Source organism: Tateyamaria pelophila, from assembly GCF_019966495.1.
Classification (GTDB): Bacteria; Pseudomonadota; Alphaproteobacteria; order Rhodobacterales; family Rhodobacteraceae; genus Tateyamaria; species Tateyamaria pelophila.
This window is the reverse complement of the sequence record NZ_JAIMIA010000104.1, coordinates 1-15,099: the sequence shown is the minus strand read 5'-3', so window position 1 is coordinate 15,099 and position 15,099 is coordinate 1. Positions and strand designations below refer to the sequence as shown.

The window sequence follows — 15,099 nt, the reverse complement described above, 5'->3', positions numbered from 1 at the left end:
ATCGAGCGTTTCTTTGGCAGGCTGAAAGCCTCGTTCCGCCGTATCGCAACCCGATACGAGAAGACATCACGCAATTTCCTGTCGATGATCAAACTGGCATCGGTCAGGCTGTGGATCGAGTTTTATGAGTCCGCTGCCTAGTCATAGTCGAACCGTTCCGACAGTATGCGATGACTGGACGTGCCCCTCTCAATCAGGTGATCTTCAACAATATCCATCATGATCGCAGGTCCGCACATTACAAAGACCCATTCGCTGAACTCTTTTGCTGAAAAAACGCGATTCAACAGTGCGGCATCTATGAATCCTGTCTCTCCGTGCCAGGCTTCAGGCGGTTCTGACAGCACATAGAAAACATCCTGTGCACCCAATTCGTCACGATAGGCAATCTGATCGACCAACCGGTTCCCATAGATCAACTTCACCTTGCGCGAATCCCCCGTCAGGCGCATTTGCCTGAGGATGCCCAGCAGCGGCGCAAGCCCTACACCACCTGCAATCAGGGCGACCCCCGGTTCGGTGCGCCCATCAACCAAAAGATTGCCATAAGGGCCGTCAAGATAGGCGACCGTTCCAGATTCTATCTGGGCGATGGTTCGTGTGAAGTCGCCAAGCTCTTTGATCATGAATGATATTTCCGGCCCGGCCGCCGGGGCGGAGCAAATGGAGAATGGGTTTTCTTTCATCGAAAATGAGCTGTGCCCAATGTTTAGCCAGACAAATTGCCCGGCTTTGTAATCAAGACCACGATGGCCGTCGGGCTTGACGGTCACTTCCCATTTTTTGGGCGTCAATTGGGTAACGGACGTGACGCGCCACGCGCGCGACTTATCCAGGAGTGGGACGATCAGGTAAACATAAAGCAGCGATCCAACAGCAATACCCGTCATGGCCAGCCACACCCAGGTCATCGCAGGCTGCGATCCATAGCGCCCCGCATACACGGTATGATGCAAAAGAAGTAACGCGATCAGGAGTGCGCCGATCCCGTGTATCAAGCGCCAAGTCTCGTATTTGTAGTCCAGTTGAGTGCGTCCGATTGCCAATAGAACAAGGCTTGGAAGAAGCAGATAGGCGGCAATGCCTGTGGACAGAGTGGAAAAATCAGTCGTGATCGTCAGTTGCCGCGTGGGATCCCAGGGGCGATGACCACCGGAAGGCGTACCTTGGTAGAGGAAGGGATGTAGCAGCGCAAAACCCAGTGCCGTGCGTGCCATGACCTGATGAAACCGCATGGTCACATCCATGCCAATGCCATTCGAAATACTCTTGAAGCGACCGGAGAGGACGAATTCAATGAGGATCATCGAGAAGGCAAGAATGCCCAGACCAGAGGCAAGTTCTTGGTGGAGTCGGCGTGGCGGCCCTCCGACCCACAAGGACAAGATCAACGGCAATGTCACAGCGACAAGATAAGCGACGATCATAAAGAGCGGTTTCATGTGTTCAATACGTCCCGCTTTGCCAGCATCTCAAGTTCTGTGTTCCTTCCAGGCGCTGTTTACCCAAAGACCACCGCCCCCAGAACCGACGTCGCTCCGACAGTAATGAAAAGTGCAACGACGTCCAGCGACGCACCTGCACGTAGCATGTTGGATCTTGTCACCGCAGGGTGGGCGAAAACGATTGCGTTTGGAGGCGTCGCGACCGGTAGCATGAAGCCGATCGACGCGGCCATGGCGATGGGAAGCATGAAAGCAACCGGATCAGTGCCAAGCCCAGTCGCGACAGCGCCGGCAATCGGTAGGAAGATTGCCGCCATCGCGGTATTGCTCGCCAATTCGCCCACATAGACGATGAGCGCCGCAATCAACAGAAGCACGGAGAACCGGGGCCAGTCACTTACCAGATGAACACGCGCGCCGATCCAATCCGCTAAACCCGACTGTTGCATCACGCTGGCAAGCGCCAGCCCCCCGCCAAACAGGATCAGCACATCCCATCGCAATGACGCCGCCGCATCCCAGTCCAACAGCCTCCCGTCATTGCCGTCAGACATCATGAAAAGCGCCAGAGCGGCGATCATTGCGATCCCCGCGTCGGTAAGCGCAATCATCGGCACGCTCCATTCGATCAAGGGCCGTGAAATCCATGCAAGCGCAGTCAGCCCAGCAATCACGGCCACCCTACGCTCTGCTTTCTGAATGGCAGCGACAGGTGCTGCGTAACTCAGCCGTAGTGCAGTCGAGGGCAATCCCGGAGACAGCCGGATGAGCGCAACCCACGTCACCATCAATAGAACCAAGGCCACCGGAATGCCAATGGCCGCCCACTGAGCAAACCCGACATCAACGCCATACGCCGTGCGCACGTAAGCTGCAAAATAGCATTGGGCGGCGTACCAATGAGCGACCCCATGCCGCCGATCGTCGCTGAAAACGCCACACCCAGCATGAGCGCCGTGCCAAAACGTGGTGTGTCGTCTTGCGAACCAGCGACTGCGGCAGCAATCGGAGCCACAACAATGGCCGAAGCCGTATTGCTGATCCACAGACTGAGAAACGCCGTGCAAAGCATCACGCCCCCGAGCAGCCTATGAGAATTGCTCCCCTCCTGCCTGAGAAGCGTACGGGCCAGCCGCCTGTGCAAGCCGGATTTTTCAATCGCCTTGGCAATAAGAAACCCGCCCAGAAACAGGAAGATCAACGGATCGCTGTATGACCGCGCCACGTCAGAAAATTCCGCAAGGCCAATGATCGGAGCGACAGCCACCGGCAACAGCGCGGTCGCCGGGAGCGGCAGGGCTTCAGAAATCCACCACAGTGCCATGGTGGACGCCAGACCTGATGCACGCCATGCCATATCTGACATGCCTTCTGGGGCAGGCACAACAGTTGGAGCTATCAAAAACAACAATCCGACAAGGATCAGGCTCGTTCTGAATCTCATAGTGGTAGCGTATCATCTAACGGTGTCGCGAACAGCTTCTGGTGAAGCATCTCGGATTTTGCCGTCGGCCGCACCGCTGCGATTCTAAGTTAATTCACCCGGACCAGTTATTACCAGTTTCGATTTCGCTGCCTGTATGAACGACCGGTCTTCCCGCTGCGATACAACGTGGTTTCGGCGGCACTGCAGCGAGATAGATTTTGCGAGTGCACGCGGCAAGGATTTGGCCGGTCCGGATTTGGCTCTTCTAACACCTTCGCTGCGCTGGTCACGAGTAGCTGGTTTGGGAAATGCCGCCGTTCGCTGCGCCGTGCATAAACTGGTAAAACGCGGACTTAGCGGCCGTTCATGAACTGACGGACCGGCCCTTTTGGGAAAGAGTCGGCCCGAGTATGCTTTTATTTTGACGGCTCTTCCCTGCCTCTAATCCTTACGGATTTTCACCTTGGCGGTCTCCTGCTTTTTGGGAGCCATCTTTGGGATGGTGATGTTGAGAACACCGTCTTTCAATTGCGCGTCAACCTTTTCTCCCTCAGCGTCAGGTGGCAGACGAAATGAGCGGCTGAACGAGCCGTATTGCCGCTCTGAAAAAAACCAAGTTTCTCCGCTGTCTTCGCGCTCGGTCCGTTTTTCTCCCTTGAGCATAACGACACCGTCCTCAACGCTCAGGTGGATATCCTCTTCCGCCACTCCCGGCAATTCGACGGCAATCCGGTAAGCGTTGTCATCTCCGGCAGCTTCGGAGGCTGGTGCAACCCATTCAGCTACCCGCTCTCCCATTTGGCGCAAGGGCTCATAGAGCGAAGGCCAAAAACCGCTAGTGTGTGATTTCTCAACCATTTCATATCTCCTTCTGAAAAGTGGTCCAGAATGAGAGTATGTTACTTGATCTTACAGCTCGTTGATCCGCATCAATTTTGGTCTGAGGAATTATCAGACCGTTGACTGGCGCACTTAAAGCCAAACAATGAGGGGCCGCTCTGAGCTGCCGTTAGATCGGTCGCAGCAAATCCGGTAGAGGGGTCAAAGGCCGCTGTCGTGGGCGGCCCAGAGCCGACATCGATCGTGCTTTTGATCGCTGCAGTGCAGCTTCACCAGACCGGCCATTGGACGCATATTGCAGCATTTTTGCGGCAGAACCACTTGACTGGACGACCTGATGCCTAGGCACTACGCTCATATTTGAATGTAACAGACCAAAGCTGAACCGGGCCCGTGCGGCCTTCCCACACGGAAATGATTCATGAGCAGCAAGCCCAAGCCTAAAACGTTCAAATTCGACGATAAGGATCTGCCATCTTGGGTGGTCGACGAGTCCGCAGATCGTACAACCCCGTACACCGAGGAACAACTCGATCTACTTGTCGACGGCACACTGGACGGTATTAGAGATACGGCCTCGTGGCAGGACCTCGTTAGCCAAGAAGGAGAGGATGAGGCCCGCCGCATATTGCGATCGTGCTTAAACATGAGAGACGAAAACGCCAGAAAGCTCTCGAGGCACTGAACCCAGACCTACCTCGATGCGTATGAACGCACTTCACACCTGCAGAATTTGAAGATCGAAGGAACGGCCCCGCCGGCCATTCACCGTTCGCATTGATGCTACGCTGCAGCTCTCGCATTGCGGCTATTCAAGACAGTCATTGTGAGGAGGAATCCAGCTGAATGAAGATCAGATCTTGCTCCCAAAGAGTCCTGTCAAATCATCTTCGGTTGACCCGAAGACCTCGGTCCATTCATCGAATGGCAGGTTCGAGCTGATGATGATCGAACCACGCTCGTAGCGTTGTGAGATGACCTCGAACAACAACTCGGCGCCGGTTTTGCTGAGCGGAACGAAGCCCAGTTCATCGATGATCAGCAGGTCCTGGCTGACCAGCAGCTTTTGCAGACGCTGCAGACGCCGTTCGTCGGCTGCCTCAATCAGTTCGTGGACCAGGGCGGCTGCGGGCGATGCAGATATCAAAGGAGACCCGTCATGAAGTTCGCAACGCTGACCGCGCTGATCTTGACGTTCGGGCTGATCGCTGGACGCGCGATTGAGCCTCGCTGGGTGCATGACGAGTGCGATTGGGCGGAGCCAATTCGCCCCTCGCGCGCAGATGTGCTGACTGACGTAACGCTGGCGCAGATTGTTGCCCACAATGAGATTGGGGAACGTCTTTGCGGATGGCGTCCCTGAATCCCCAACGAGCCGTCAGTTCCGACCGCAACACTGCTTGTATTTGCGGCCCGATCCGCAGGGGCAGGGATCGTTCCGCCCGGGTCGCGGACTGGCCTTGAACGGCTGCCCCGGCAGGTTGGCCGGGCCCGGTCCTGCGAGTTCAGGGCGCGATTGATGCAGGATCGCAGCCACGCAATTCGGGATCAAATCAGGCGCCTCAAGGTCGATCTCGTCAATCTCCTCATCCGTGAACTTGCTCTTGCCCGTATAGATATCCTGCAACGCCATCATGAAAATCATCGTGGCCTGCGTCTCTTCATCTGCCGCGTCGAGCAGGCGTGACCAGGCATCGGGCCTGAGGCCCATCGCGCGTGTGAACCCATCAACCCAGGACTCCCACATCCTCTCGTCGCTATTCGGATCAAATTCGTAGATCGGCTCAACCCAAAGCAATCGCGTCATCATCTCTGCAACCGCATTGTAATGCGCCATGACGGCGGTGATCGTCTCTTCGGCTGTCTTCTGGTCGGGAAACTCAGCCTCGCCGGTTTCTCCCCAGACGAGCGACAACCATTCAGATGGCGGGATCATTTCTGGGCAGGCAAGAACGCCGGTCACGAAGCCATCAAGCTCGCTCAGTGTCATGGGCATGTTCTCTACGGGCAGCGCATGCAGCAACACGTTGAGGCGATCGAGGTCTAGATTAGATTGGCCCATGAAAATCTCCCGGCAAAGTCACGATTATCTAACGACAGAACTGCAGCTTCGCAATCCAACGCAATGATCGGTCCTGGCGCAAAACAGGGCAATCACGACGGGCCTGACTTATTGGCTTTTCAGGGGATTGAAGGTCTGGCCCAGACCGCCGTCCTGCCGCTGGTCCCCTATGTGGATACGCTTCGCTAGGTGTTTATCGCGGTCGCGCTCGGTGGCATCGCGGTCACGATCTATTCGCGGTTGGATGACTGGCGCGGGGCGGGGCGATGATCGGCGCGGTCGTCGGGACGCTCGCAGGATCAGCATGCCCGATCCACGAACAGGCTGATCACCTGCCCGGCCATGGCTCCGCGACCGATCTGCCCACTGCCACGCGCGATACCCACGACTATCTCGTGAACATGCGCACGCAGATTGGCGCGTTGATCAATGAGGGTGGAGACATCATTGATGCACCAAAGATCGACCAGTTTGAGTGGGCGCATCTAAAGCAATTCGACAGTCTTTCCGGCCGCAACGCACAGGCCGCTTTTGAAGAAATGGAATGGGAGTGATGTTCAAACAGCGCGTCAGGGCGCGCCGGATCGTTAAGGCCGGTGCTTGAATACCGTCGGGATCAGAAACCCGCGACGATCTCCTTGAGAGAAAGCACCACAGAACGGAACAAGCGGCGGCGGCGATCTGATCAAGGTCAGAATGGCACCGGAATGGATGCCAATTCTTCCCATAATGATCAATTTCCGCCCAGCTTCGTCAAAGATAAACAAACTCGAACGGCTCGCCCGCTTCGATCCGCTCTTTGTTCGCTGGAATCACCGCGAGTCCATCGGACTTGCAAATAAGCGAGATCTTGGCCGAATAAGAATGATCGAGCATCTCGACGCGCGGCCGCCCATCTGGCGATATCCCGACGATCCGCGCGGGGCGGTATTCTTGGCGACCAGGGCGACGGGTTGAGGAGACTGCCGCTTCTACAAGCGGCGACCGGGCTTCCGCTTCTTTTTGCCCGGACAGTTTCGCGGCGATCCGGCTGCCGATGATCTTCCAGGTCGTGAAAGCCGCGACGGGGTTGCCAGGAAGCCCGACAAAGACCGCTTTGCCCAAAGTGCCTACCGAAAGCGGCTTGCCCGGCTTCATGGCAATCTTCATGACCTCGATTTCACCACCCGCCTCGCGCAGTTGGTCGACCATGTGGTCTTCTTCGCCCACCGACACGCCGCCGGTGGTCACGATCAGGTCGGCCTCATCCGCCGCGGCGGTCAGTGCATCCCGCAGTCGTGCGGGATCATCCTCAATCGCGCCGAAATCCTTCAGATCGATCCAGGGCGCGCGCAAGGCGGCCAGAAGGATGAACCGGTTTGAATTGTAGATCTGTCCGGGCGCAAGACTTTCGCCCGGCTGGCGCAACTCGCTGCCCGTGCAGAACAGCGCGATGCGCAGTTTACGGCGCACATGGACCTCTGCCAGACCGAACGAGGCGATCGCGCCGATTTCTCGCGGTCCGATGAGCGAGCCCGCGGGCAAGAGAAGCGAGCCCTTTTCGGCGTCTTCGCCGCTTAGCCGGATGCAACTTCCCGCGACCACCGGGTCGCTGACTTCGATCCGGTCACCAATCCGTCTGACGTGTTCCTGCATGATCACCGCATCCGCGCCCGAGGGGATCGCAGCCCCGGTGAAAATCCGGAACACCTGTCCAGCCCCGACCGTCCCCGCCCGGGCTGCATTGTCGCCCGCAGCCACGCGCCCGGCGACCTCGAATATCCATGGCCCGGGTCCGGTGAAATCAACGCTTCGCAACGCAAAACCGTCCATCGCCGAGTTGTCGAAGGGCGGCAGAGGAAATGGCGCGACCAGATCTTGGGAGAGAATGCGCCCGATCGCATCCTCCAAACCAACGGTTTCACACTCTTGGACGAGTCGGACCAACTTCAGCCCGCGTTCAATTGCCCTCTGGACAGAGATCAGATTGCGTGCGCCGGTTCGTTCGTCGCACCCACAGACGTCACCTGCCTGTATCAAGCTGTCAGGCGTCATTGTTCCCCCCGAAGTCAGCGCCTTTGTTTTGGACGTTGAAACGGGCAGCCCCAAAGACCGCCCGCTTCATACATGTCAAGACCCTCAGGCTTTGTATTCCTTCGATTTGAAGGAAACCGCCTTGGCCTGCGGTGTCGCATTCGCGAGTTTGCGGATGTTGCCCCAGGTGTGCTTGTAGTCCGGCAAGTTCAGTTCGTTCACCCCGGGGTTAACGACGTTACCCTGCGAACCAGCAGGCGAGCCGAAGACCATCGCGACCTGGCCAGGCTTGGCCGTGTCTGTTGGATAGGCCATGCCTTGCGTCGCCCCGTTGTTGTTGGTGATCTCGATCAGATCGCCAGCGCCAATGCCCAAGCGGGCCATGTCGTCGGCGTTCATCTCGATGAACGGGTAGGGGAAACGATCCTGGATGAAGTCGTTGTCCTGATCCAGGAACTGGTTCTGCCAGAAGATATTGGCGCGGACGTTGTTGATCCAGAACTCGTGGTTCGCCTCTTCCTGGGCCTTTCCAGCCGCCTGCCAGCCACGCCATCCGGCGGCACAGAACAGCGCCTTGCCATCCTCGCGACCGTGACGGGTGAACACACCGTCGGTGTAGAGACGCGGCGTGCCAACCAGCTTGCCGTCCTCGTAGCCGGTCACCGGCTCCTGCACCCCGTTGTTGCCCATGGCGCGCAGGCGCTCGTAGGTTACTTCCGGGTTGCCCTGATTGTAGCCGTCCATGAAGGCGTCTTCTTCGGTCTCCCAGTCATAGCCTTTGAACTGGTCGGCATAGGCGTCGTTGCCCATCTCGCGCAGCACACGCTCCATATTATGGGCCATCCCGGCAGCGATCAGGCAGTCGGGCTTGGAGTTGCCGAAGGGATCCATGTAGCGCTCCGACAGACGCAGGCGCCGCTCGCCGTTCATCGAGGTGAGGTTCATCTCGTTCGATTCACAGGCGGGCAGGATCACGTGGGCATTTGCGCCGATCTGCGTGTGGATGATATCCATGTCCACCACGAACAGACCACCTGCGTTTACCGCGGAGACGATCGCGTCGACCATTTCCTCGCGGGTGCCGGTGGCGGCCGCGTCCATCGCGTCCTTCACCATGTCGGCACGGCGTTTCATCACCCTTTTGAACTGCGCCGCGTTGAGCGTGGTCTTGTAGTGGTCGCAGGCCCAGACGTGATAAACCTTGCCGCCACCCTTGATTAGGTGCTGGTCGAAATACACTGCAGGACGGCCGACATGGGCGTCGGACGGGCGGTAGTAGCCTTCCTGGTGGCCACCAAGGCGGCAGCAACCAGTGCCTTCCCGGCCGATGTTGCCAGTTGCCAGCGACAGGTTCACGACGGCGCCGATTGTGCGGTAGTTATCGTTACCCCAGATGATGCCCTTTTCGTAGCCGGTAACACATTTGCGGCGCGTGCCGTCGTCCTTGGGCTTGGCGATCCATTCAGCAGCTTTGACGATGTCGGCCTCGGCCACGCCGCAAATCTCTGCAGCTTCCGCCGCCGAAGTCCGGCAGGACTGCATTGCATAGTCGAGGCTGCCGAGACCCGAGGGTTGCCCTGTGCCCATCGCAACCGCTTCGCCACCTTGGAAGCTGTTGCCCGCGATGTAATCCGCGTCGGTCCAGCCATTGTCCACCGCCTGCGTGAGCAGCGCGTTGAACAGGACCATGTCCGTGCCCGGGTTGATCGCCAGGTGCAGGACGTTTTCCTTTCCGGCAACTTCCTCGGCTGCGTTGACCGTGACCGAGCGGCGCGGATCGACCATGATGAACCTGGCGCCGTTGCGCATCCCCGGAACCATATGGTTCAGGAACAGGTTTGTCTGGGTTTCCAGCGGGTTGGCCCCAACGATCACGATCGTGTCGGTAACCTCGTAGTCGCTGTACGAGTAGTTGAGCTCGTCAACACCCATATCGCGCGACGAGTGCACCTCCGACATGTAGGACGGCCGGTTGTGAATCCGGCAGTTTTTGACCTTTATGCTGTCGAAATAGAGCTTGCCGGTGCCCCAGGTGTTCTCATAGCCGCCGGCGGACCCGCCGTGGTCGAACATCGACACGAGAAGCTCATCTTCGCCGTATTCGTCGACGATTTTCGCGGTAACACGGGCGACGAGGTCGAGCGCATCATCCCACGAGGTCGGTTGCCACACGCCATTGCGCCAGACCAATGGGTCTGAAAGGCGCTGCTGCTGGGTGCCTGTCACTTTCGACGGGCGGTTTTCGGCCATGCGGCCACCGCGGATGGATGCCAGACCCGAATTAACGACGCAGTCATGGTCAGGGACCACGGCCAGATGCACGTCTTTGCCGTCCTGCTTGACCATGTTGTACATCGACGGCGCCAGCCAGGTGCCGTCTGCCGGCTGCTGCTCGGCCAGGTCCAGGCCAAAGGCGTTGCTTTCGGTCGTCCCCTGCTGATTGCGGGGCCAAGTGTAGGCTTTGTAGCCGCAACCGACGATGCAATAATGGCAGGTGACGTTGTGCACCTTTGCGTTCGCCGGAGGAATGGGAAGCCTGTCGATTTGTCTTTTGTATGCCATTTTCTGGTCCTCCCCTTACAGCACGTTCGAAGGGCGACCGAAAATCAGGTCGCTGCAGCCTTCGGCAAAAATGTCGCCCTTGTCGTCGACGCGCAGGGTGAACTGCGGCAGGTTCTGGGTCGCGTGGCCCCAGATTTGCTGGCCGCCCGCTTCGGCATCGAACCGCGAGAAGTGACCAGGGCAGTTGAGCGACCTGTCTTCGCCGTTGTATGTAAGATACCAGCCCTTGTGCGGGCACAGCACGGAATAGGCCACGATGTCTCCATCCGGGCCGGCGCCACCTTCCACTGCTTCACCAAGTTTCAGCAGAACACCCGGGCTGTCGGCATCCGGGTATTCGATATCCATCGGCTCATTGATGGCCAGGTCGGCCAGGTTGGCCAGACGGTTCGACGGATAGTCGACCTGCGCCAACGCGCCAGCGGCACTGGCCTGTTGCGCCGGAAAGACGGTTGCGGCTGCGGCACCTGCTGCGCCGACGATGCCACCTCGCAGGAATTGACGCCTGCCGGCATCGACCAATCGGTTACATTTCATGAATGGAGTCCTCCCTTGGATTCACTGTGGCCAGCGTAGCGCAGATCACGGGCGGTCGTTTTCCATTTCGAGTATTTAATACTCTGCCAAGCCTATGATTTGGTTTGTAAAACTCGTGTGTTCGGATTTCCGAACGTCGACTGGCGTCACAGATCCAGCTTCTGCATCTTTTCCCAAAGCGTGGTTCTTGACACATTCAGCAGCCGGGCGGCCTCGGCGACCTGCCCGCCGGTGCGTTCAAGAGCCTTGATAATCTGGCGCCGTTCCGCCACATCCCTTGCCTCAGATAGCGTCTGGACATCGCTGGTCTTCTGGTTGAGTTCCGGAAAGAGGTCGGTTGGGAAAAGCCAGTCGCCGGTCGCCACGTCCAGCGCACGCACAAGCCGGGACCGAAGCTCGCGTCCGTTTCCGGGCCAGTCATGGTCGCGGACGGCCGTAACGGCAAGATCCGAGATGCCACGCACCTGCGCCTGCCGCCTGTCGTTCAGGGCTCCCAACATCTGCCTCGCCAGCCACACCGCGTCTTCTCTACGCTCTGACAGCGGCGGCACCACGATTTCGTTGGCGAGGAGGGCATAAAAAAGGTCGGGTCGAAACCCGCCCGCCTTCACCTTTTCTTCTATACGGGTGCCGCAGGTTGCGATTATCCGGTAGGGCGCTTCCGCCAAGGCTTCGATCAGCCGGTCCTGACCCTTGCCATCCAGACGACCCACGCCGTTGAGAAACAAGGTGCCATCGGCAACGGTTTCGATCGCTTTGGCAAGATCGTCGGTCGAGACGGCGTCGCGCAGGGCATTAACTGTAACGAACGGCGCCGAGCTGCGGTCGGACTGGTCGTGGATGCGCGCAGCAAGACGGCCCTTTCCCAGCCCGCGGGCACCGCGGATCAGGACTGGCCGTTCATGCCTGGCAACTTCGCCAGCCAGCGCATCCACCTGTCGGGCCAACGGCGAAATGCCGGTCTGTGCCGGCAGATTGGCGCTTGAGTCCGTGCGCAGGATCTGGACAAGCCGACCAAGGAAAGCCGGCATGTCGAAGGGTTTTGTCATGTAGTCGGCACCACCCGCCCTGAGCAGCCGTACGGCCTGGTCGATCTCTCCCTGACCGGTGATGAACAGGAACGGCGGCGGCGTGATGGAGCGCGACACCGCGCTGAATACCTCTTCCCCGGAGCCGTCGGGCAGTCGGATGTCGCAAATGACAGCATCGACCGGTTTGCGCGGGGTCCGCACGGCCGAAATTCCACGCACCGCCTGTTTGACCCAGGTGACCTCGGCGCCTTCCAGTTCTAGGCGTTGCACAAGCGAGTTCCCCATGAGGGCATCGTCCTCGATCAGGACAAGATGGCGACCCGTCAACATGGCATAGCCTCCCGCCCCTGCAGGCTGACCGTGATTTCAGAGCGCCCTTGGGAACGACGGTAAGCGATGTCGCCCCCCAGCCCGGCCACCAGATCCCGGACCAATCGCAGACCGACACCACCGCCGGGTTCCAGCCGCGCTTGCGACATGAGCCGGGATTGAGCGACTTCCGAAAGGCCCGGGCCATCGTCTGCAACGGTCAGAAGGAGCCGGTCACCTTCGGACTGGACACGAAGCCCCACCGCACCGCCTCGCGGTGCGGCAGCGGATGCATTCAACAAGAGATTCAGGGTAATCTGTCGCACCGGTCCCGACCTGACGCATTGGAAAAGCTGATCACAGTCGCCGACCTGCCATTCCAACTGCTGCCCGCGACGGGTCGTCTCGGGCTCAAACAGAAGCCGCAGATCCTCGAAATCGGACTTGGAAAGCCGGCGGCCGGATCGCTCGGTTCGGTTTTCTTCCAGAATGGCGCGGCTGACATCGCGCAAATGGTTCAGCCCCCGGTCCAGCAGGGCGGCAGACTGGCGCACCACATCCGGGCGATCAGCGTAGGTTTGGATCGTGTCTGTCGCATTCAACAGCCCGCCCAGCGGATTGTTGATCTCGTGCGCGAGCGATGAGGAAAGCCGCCCCAGGCTTACAAAGCGTTCCCGCTCGGCCAGTCGCCGTTCGGCTTCGGCGCGCGCGTCAATCGCCTCTGCCATGCTGTTGTAGTTGCGCAAGAGCTTTGTCAGAACCGAGTCCGAGTGAGGTATTACAGCCTCTGGAATGGGATGCGGAGTGCCGCCGGCCTCGCCCATGTGGCGCGCGAGCAGTTCGACCGGTTGCAGCATGCGCGCCATGACGAAATATCCTGCAAGGGCAAGGGTCAGAGTGGCCAAGGCATTTCCGGCCAGAAGGGCAAAGGCGGTCTTGCGACGCTGCAAGACCAGGTCCCGGACGTCAAGCTCGGTCACGATTTGCCCGACATCGCGGCCTTGAACCGACAGTGGTGCCCTGACCTGAACCACCGTGTCGCCGTTCGCTGCGGTCACTTCGCCGAGCGGAACGGCGTCCTTGGTGAAGGCACCGACCTCTGAATCCACAGGGGCCCTATCGGGATCGGTTGCGGCAAGAACCCGGCCCAGTTCGTCGGCTACGACCGTGAACAGAATCCGGCCGCCGGATGTTTCTGCCCGCGCCCGATCCAACGTGTCGTAGACTTCCCACACATCCTTGTGCAACACGAACGGGCCCAAAGCCACCGCAAGCCCCTCGACATGCAGTCGTGCGTATTCCTGCAGCCGGGCATCCTGCAATCTGCCCAGTGTGGACAAAACCTGTTGCGAGGCGACAAGACCGAACAGGACCATCAGGACTGCGCTCGCCGCAACGACCCGCACCGTGATTGGCCATGTTCCCACGCGCAACAGCATTCTCAGCGCACCTCTAGCTCTGCCATGCGGGCGGCGATACCGTCAAACAGGCTTGCATCCCCTTCCTGGACGCCATCCAGATACAGCAATCGCAGCGCTTCGCGTCCTGCCGGAGAGGCCGCCAGCCCCCGCAGAGCGGCACTGAAGTTCAGTATGCTCGGGTCCTGGGCCTTGTCTGCGCGCGCAGCGAAAGGCGGAAATCCCAGCCACTCCGATTTTGCGAGGACTTTCGTGCGACTGGTCAGGGACGGTTCCACACTGGCCAGAGTCTCCCAGACGTATCCATCCACGCTGCCCGAGCGGGTCAGTCCGCTCGCCACCGCGCGCACAACGTTGCGGTGGCCATAGGTAAAGACAGAGCGTGAAAAGAAGCTGTCAGGCGTTTCCCCCACCCGCGACAGATCGGAGGCTGTTACCAGATAGCCGGAGTTGCTGTCCGGATCGGAAAAGGCGTGCACATGCCGACGCAGGTCTTGCAGACCCTTCGCCTCATCATCCGCCCGCACGATCAGATAAGATTGGTACAGGGGCCGACCCTGCCAAACCGGAACGCCAAGCAGCGCAAGGCTGTCGCGATGCTGAAGGAAGGGATAGCCGCAGATCCAGGCGGCATCCACTGACCCGTCCAAAATTGCCGCGGTGATCTCCTGATATGTCCGGCGCTGGATCAGATCGACCGGCTCGCCCATCGCTTGGGAGAATGCTGTTCTCAGGTGATGGATAACGTCGGCATCGTTGTCCAGAAAGACCGGCGTCAGTCCGAGGCGGAACCTCCCTGCGGCTTGCGCCACGTCTGGGAAACCGGTTGCGGCGAACACGCTCGCCCCGGCCAGGAAACCTCTTCTTCGCATCGAAAACATCCTCCCCACCAAAACGTTAGCAAATTGAGGGGTTAACAGGCAATGACGTGCAAGCCGATCTACCTCAGTGGCACCTGTTGCAGTTGCGCGCTCGGGGATCGGATTATGGTGAGCGCTAAGAACCGGCGGTCGCGGTCGGTTGCTGCGAAACGCGTCTCGTCGATTTGCGCGGGAGGCAGATCTGTTAGGGTGTCAGGTAATCCGGTTTCCGAGGGCGTCGACGATCAAATGGCCATCCTCCTTGGCGAAGGGCCCAGGTGGAAGCCTGTCAAGCAGGTCGAGGACCACCTCGGAGGGGCGGCAGAGCATGACGCCTTTAGGCGCGGACATAAACGCCTCCGTCGTCCATCAAGGCGCATTCGATTTCGTCAAGGATGACGGAGATGCGGCTGCGGTCAAACTGTTCGGGCAGGTTCCGGATGGAGAGGCGAATGCTAGGCAGCGGACTCATAAAACTCGATCCACAGCCTGACCGATGCCAGTTTGATCATCGACAGGAAATTGCGTGATGTCTTCTCGTATCGGGTTGCGATACGGCGGAACGAGGCTTTCAGCCTGCCAAAGAAACGCTCGAT

13 protein-coding genes and 4 pseudogenes are annotated in these 15,099 nt (G+C 59.1%); 3 read left to right on the top strand and 14 right to left on the bottom strand.

The genetic code is table 11. From position 1 onward, the window contains the following. A pseudogene (locus LC354_RS21610) lies at window positions 1-141 on the top strand (IS5/IS1182 family transposase); the annotation flags it as partial. Here LC354_RS21610 and LC354_RS21605 read toward each other — a convergent pair. From LC354_RS21605 to LC354_RS21590, 4 genes and pseudogenes are all read right to left on the bottom strand, one after another. Continuing rightward, window positions 138-1,442 carry a ferredoxin reductase family protein gene (locus tag LC354_RS21605; protein ID WP_223427783.1) on the bottom strand — a complete coding sequence of 435 codons (1,305 nt, stop codon included), beginning with the start codon at window positions 1,440-1,442 and terminating at the stop codon, window positions 138-140. The pseudogene LC354_RS21610 and the gene LC354_RS21605 sit on opposite strands and share 4 nt — an antisense overlap. Window positions 1,443-1,501: 59 nt before the next feature. Next, window positions 1,502-2,802: pseudogene (locus tag LC354_RS21600) on the bottom strand (SLC13 family permease). A gap of 510 nt (window positions 2,803-3,312) precedes the next feature. Further along, on the bottom strand, window positions 3,313-3,729 hold the full coding sequence (locus LC354_RS21595; protein WP_223427779.1) for an Hsp20/alpha crystallin family protein: 417 nt from the start codon (window positions 3,727-3,729) through the stop codon (window positions 3,313-3,315). Window positions 3,730-4,585: 856 nt separating this feature from the next. Beyond that, window positions 4,586-4,840 (bottom strand): annotated as a pseudogene (locus tag LC354_RS21590) (ATP-binding protein); the annotation flags it as partial. A gap of 30 nt (window positions 4,841-4,870) precedes the next feature. Between LC354_RS21590 and LC354_RS21585 the strand changes: the two are divergent. After that, the gene (locus LC354_RS21585; protein ID WP_223427778.1) at window positions 4,871-5,074 is read left to right on the top strand and encodes a hypothetical protein; all 204 of its coding nucleotides are present in this window, start codon (window positions 4,871-4,873) and stop codon (window positions 5,072-5,074) included. 15 nt (window positions 5,075-5,089) lie between these two features. Here LC354_RS21585 and LC354_RS21580 read toward each other — a convergent pair whose 3' ends face one another. Continuing rightward, a complete protein-coding gene (locus LC354_RS21580) occupies window positions 5,090-5,773 on the bottom strand; it encodes a UPF0149 family protein (protein WP_223427777.1) in 684 nt (227 codons plus the stop codon). A 266-nt stretch (window positions 5,774-6,039) separates the two neighbouring features. Between LC354_RS21580 and LC354_RS21575 the strand changes: the two genes are divergently transcribed. Further along, the gene (locus LC354_RS21575; RefSeq protein WP_223427772.1) at window positions 6,040-6,327 is read left to right on the top strand and encodes a hypothetical protein; all 288 of its coding nucleotides are present in this window, start codon (window positions 6,040-6,042) and stop codon (window positions 6,325-6,327) included. A gap of 199 nt (window positions 6,328-6,526) precedes the next feature. Here LC354_RS21575 and LC354_RS21570 read toward each other — a convergent pair whose 3' ends face one another. From LC354_RS21570 to LC354_RS21535, 9 genes and pseudogenes are all read right to left on the bottom strand, one after another. Continuing rightward, window positions 6,527-7,807: a molybdopterin molybdotransferase MoeA gene (locus LC354_RS21570; RefSeq protein ID WP_223427770.1), complete on the bottom strand. Its 1,281-nt coding sequence runs from the start codon at window positions 7,805-7,807 to the stop codon at window positions 6,527-6,529. A gap of 84 nt (window positions 7,808-7,891) precedes the next feature. Then, window positions 7,892-10,348 (bottom strand): arsenate reductase (azurin) large subunit, encoded by a 2,457-nt coding sequence (locus tag LC354_RS21565; RefSeq protein ID WP_223427769.1) that lies wholly within the window; start codon window positions 10,346-10,348, stop codon window positions 7,892-7,894. 15 nt (window positions 10,349-10,363) lie between these two features. After that, a complete protein-coding gene (locus tag LC354_RS21560) occupies window positions 10,364-10,885 on the bottom strand; it encodes an arsenate reductase (azurin) small subunit (protein ID WP_223427767.1) in 522 nt (173 codons plus the stop codon). Window positions 10,886-11,031: 146 nt separating this feature from the next. Beyond that, the gene (locus LC354_RS21555; RefSeq protein WP_223427762.1) at window positions 11,032-12,246 is read right to left on the bottom strand and encodes a sigma-54-dependent transcriptional regulator; all 1,215 of its coding nucleotides are present in this window, start codon (window positions 12,244-12,246) and stop codon (window positions 11,032-11,034) included. After that, on the bottom strand, window positions 12,240-13,664 hold the full coding sequence (locus tag LC354_RS21550; protein ID WP_223427760.1) for a sensor histidine kinase: 1,425 nt from the start codon (window positions 13,662-13,664) through the stop codon (window positions 12,240-12,242). Before LC354_RS21550 ends, LC354_RS21555 begins: the two co-directional genes overlap by 7 nt. 2 nt (window positions 13,665-13,666) lie before the next feature. Further along, window positions 13,667-14,515: a PhnD/SsuA/transferrin family substrate-binding protein gene (locus LC354_RS21545; protein WP_223427759.1), complete on the bottom strand. Its 849-nt coding sequence runs from the start codon at window positions 14,513-14,515 to the stop codon at window positions 13,667-13,669. 201 nt (window positions 14,516-14,716) lie between these two features. After that, on the bottom strand, window positions 14,717-14,854 hold the full coding sequence (locus LC354_RS21540; RefSeq protein ID WP_399204090.1) for a hypothetical protein: 138 nt from the start codon (window positions 14,852-14,854) through the stop codon (window positions 14,717-14,719). Beyond that, window positions 14,841-14,975 carry a hypothetical protein gene (locus LC354_RS27785; protein ID WP_263289536.1) on the bottom strand — a complete coding sequence of 45 codons (135 nt, stop codon included), beginning with the start codon at window positions 14,973-14,975 and terminating at the stop codon, window positions 14,841-14,843. Before LC354_RS27785 ends, LC354_RS21540 begins: the two co-directional genes overlap by 14 nt. Further along, window positions 14,959-15,099 (bottom strand): annotated as a pseudogene (locus LC354_RS21535) (IS5/IS1182 family transposase); the annotation flags it as partial. The pseudogene LC354_RS21535 and the gene LC354_RS27785, both read right to left, overlap by 17 nt.

What these genes read in the sequence shown, in the direction of transcription:
- LC354_RS21605 (WP_223427783.1), bottom strand. Translation starts at nt 1,442, where the DNA reads ATGAAACCGCTCTTTATGATCGTCGCTTATCTTGTCGCTGTGACATTG.
- LC354_RS21595 (WP_223427779.1), bottom strand. Translation starts at nt 3,729, where the DNA reads ATGGTTGAGAAATCACACACTAGCGGTTTTTGGCCTTCGCTCTATGAG.
- LC354_RS21585 (WP_223427778.1), top strand. Translation starts at nt 4,871, where the DNA reads ATGAAGTTCGCAACGCTGACCGCGCTGATCTTGACGTTCGGGCTGATC.
- LC354_RS21580 (WP_223427777.1), bottom strand. Translation starts at nt 5,773, where the DNA reads ATGGGCCAATCTAATCTAGACCTCGATCGCCTCAACGTGTTGCTGCAT.
- LC354_RS21575 (WP_223427772.1), top strand. Translation starts at nt 6,040, where the DNA reads ATGATCGGCGCGGTCGTCGGGACGCTCGCAGGATCAGCATGCCCGATC.
- LC354_RS21570 (WP_223427770.1), bottom strand. Translation starts at nt 7,807, where the DNA reads ATGACGCCTGACAGCTTGATACAGGCAGGTGACGTCTGTGGGTGCGAC.
- LC354_RS21565 (WP_223427769.1), bottom strand. Translation starts at nt 10,348, where the DNA reads ATGGCATACAAAAGACAAATCGACAGGCTTCCCATTCCTCCGGCGAAC.
- LC354_RS21560 (WP_223427767.1), bottom strand. Translation starts at nt 10,885, where the DNA reads ATGAAATGTAACCGATTGGTCGATGCCGGCAGGCGTCAATTCCTGCGA.
- LC354_RS21555 (WP_223427762.1), bottom strand. Translation starts at nt 12,246, where the DNA reads ATGTTGACGGGTCGCCATCTTGTCCTGATCGAGGACGATGCCCTCATG.
- LC354_RS21550 (WP_223427760.1), bottom strand. Translation starts at nt 13,664, where the DNA reads ATGCTGTTGCGCGTGGGAACATGGCCAATCACGGTGCGGGTCGTTGCG.
- LC354_RS21545 (WP_223427759.1), bottom strand. Translation starts at nt 14,515, where the DNA reads ATGCGAAGAAGAGGTTTCCTGGCCGGGGCGAGCGTGTTCGCCGCAACC.
- LC354_RS21540 (WP_399204090.1), bottom strand. Translation starts at nt 14,854, where the DNA reads ATGTCCGCGCCTAAAGGCGTCATGCTCTGCCGCCCCTCCGAGGTGGTC.
- LC354_RS27785 (WP_263289536.1), bottom strand. Translation starts at nt 14,975, where the DNA reads ATGAGTCCGCTGCCTAGCATTCGCCTCTCCATCCGGAACCTGCCCGAA.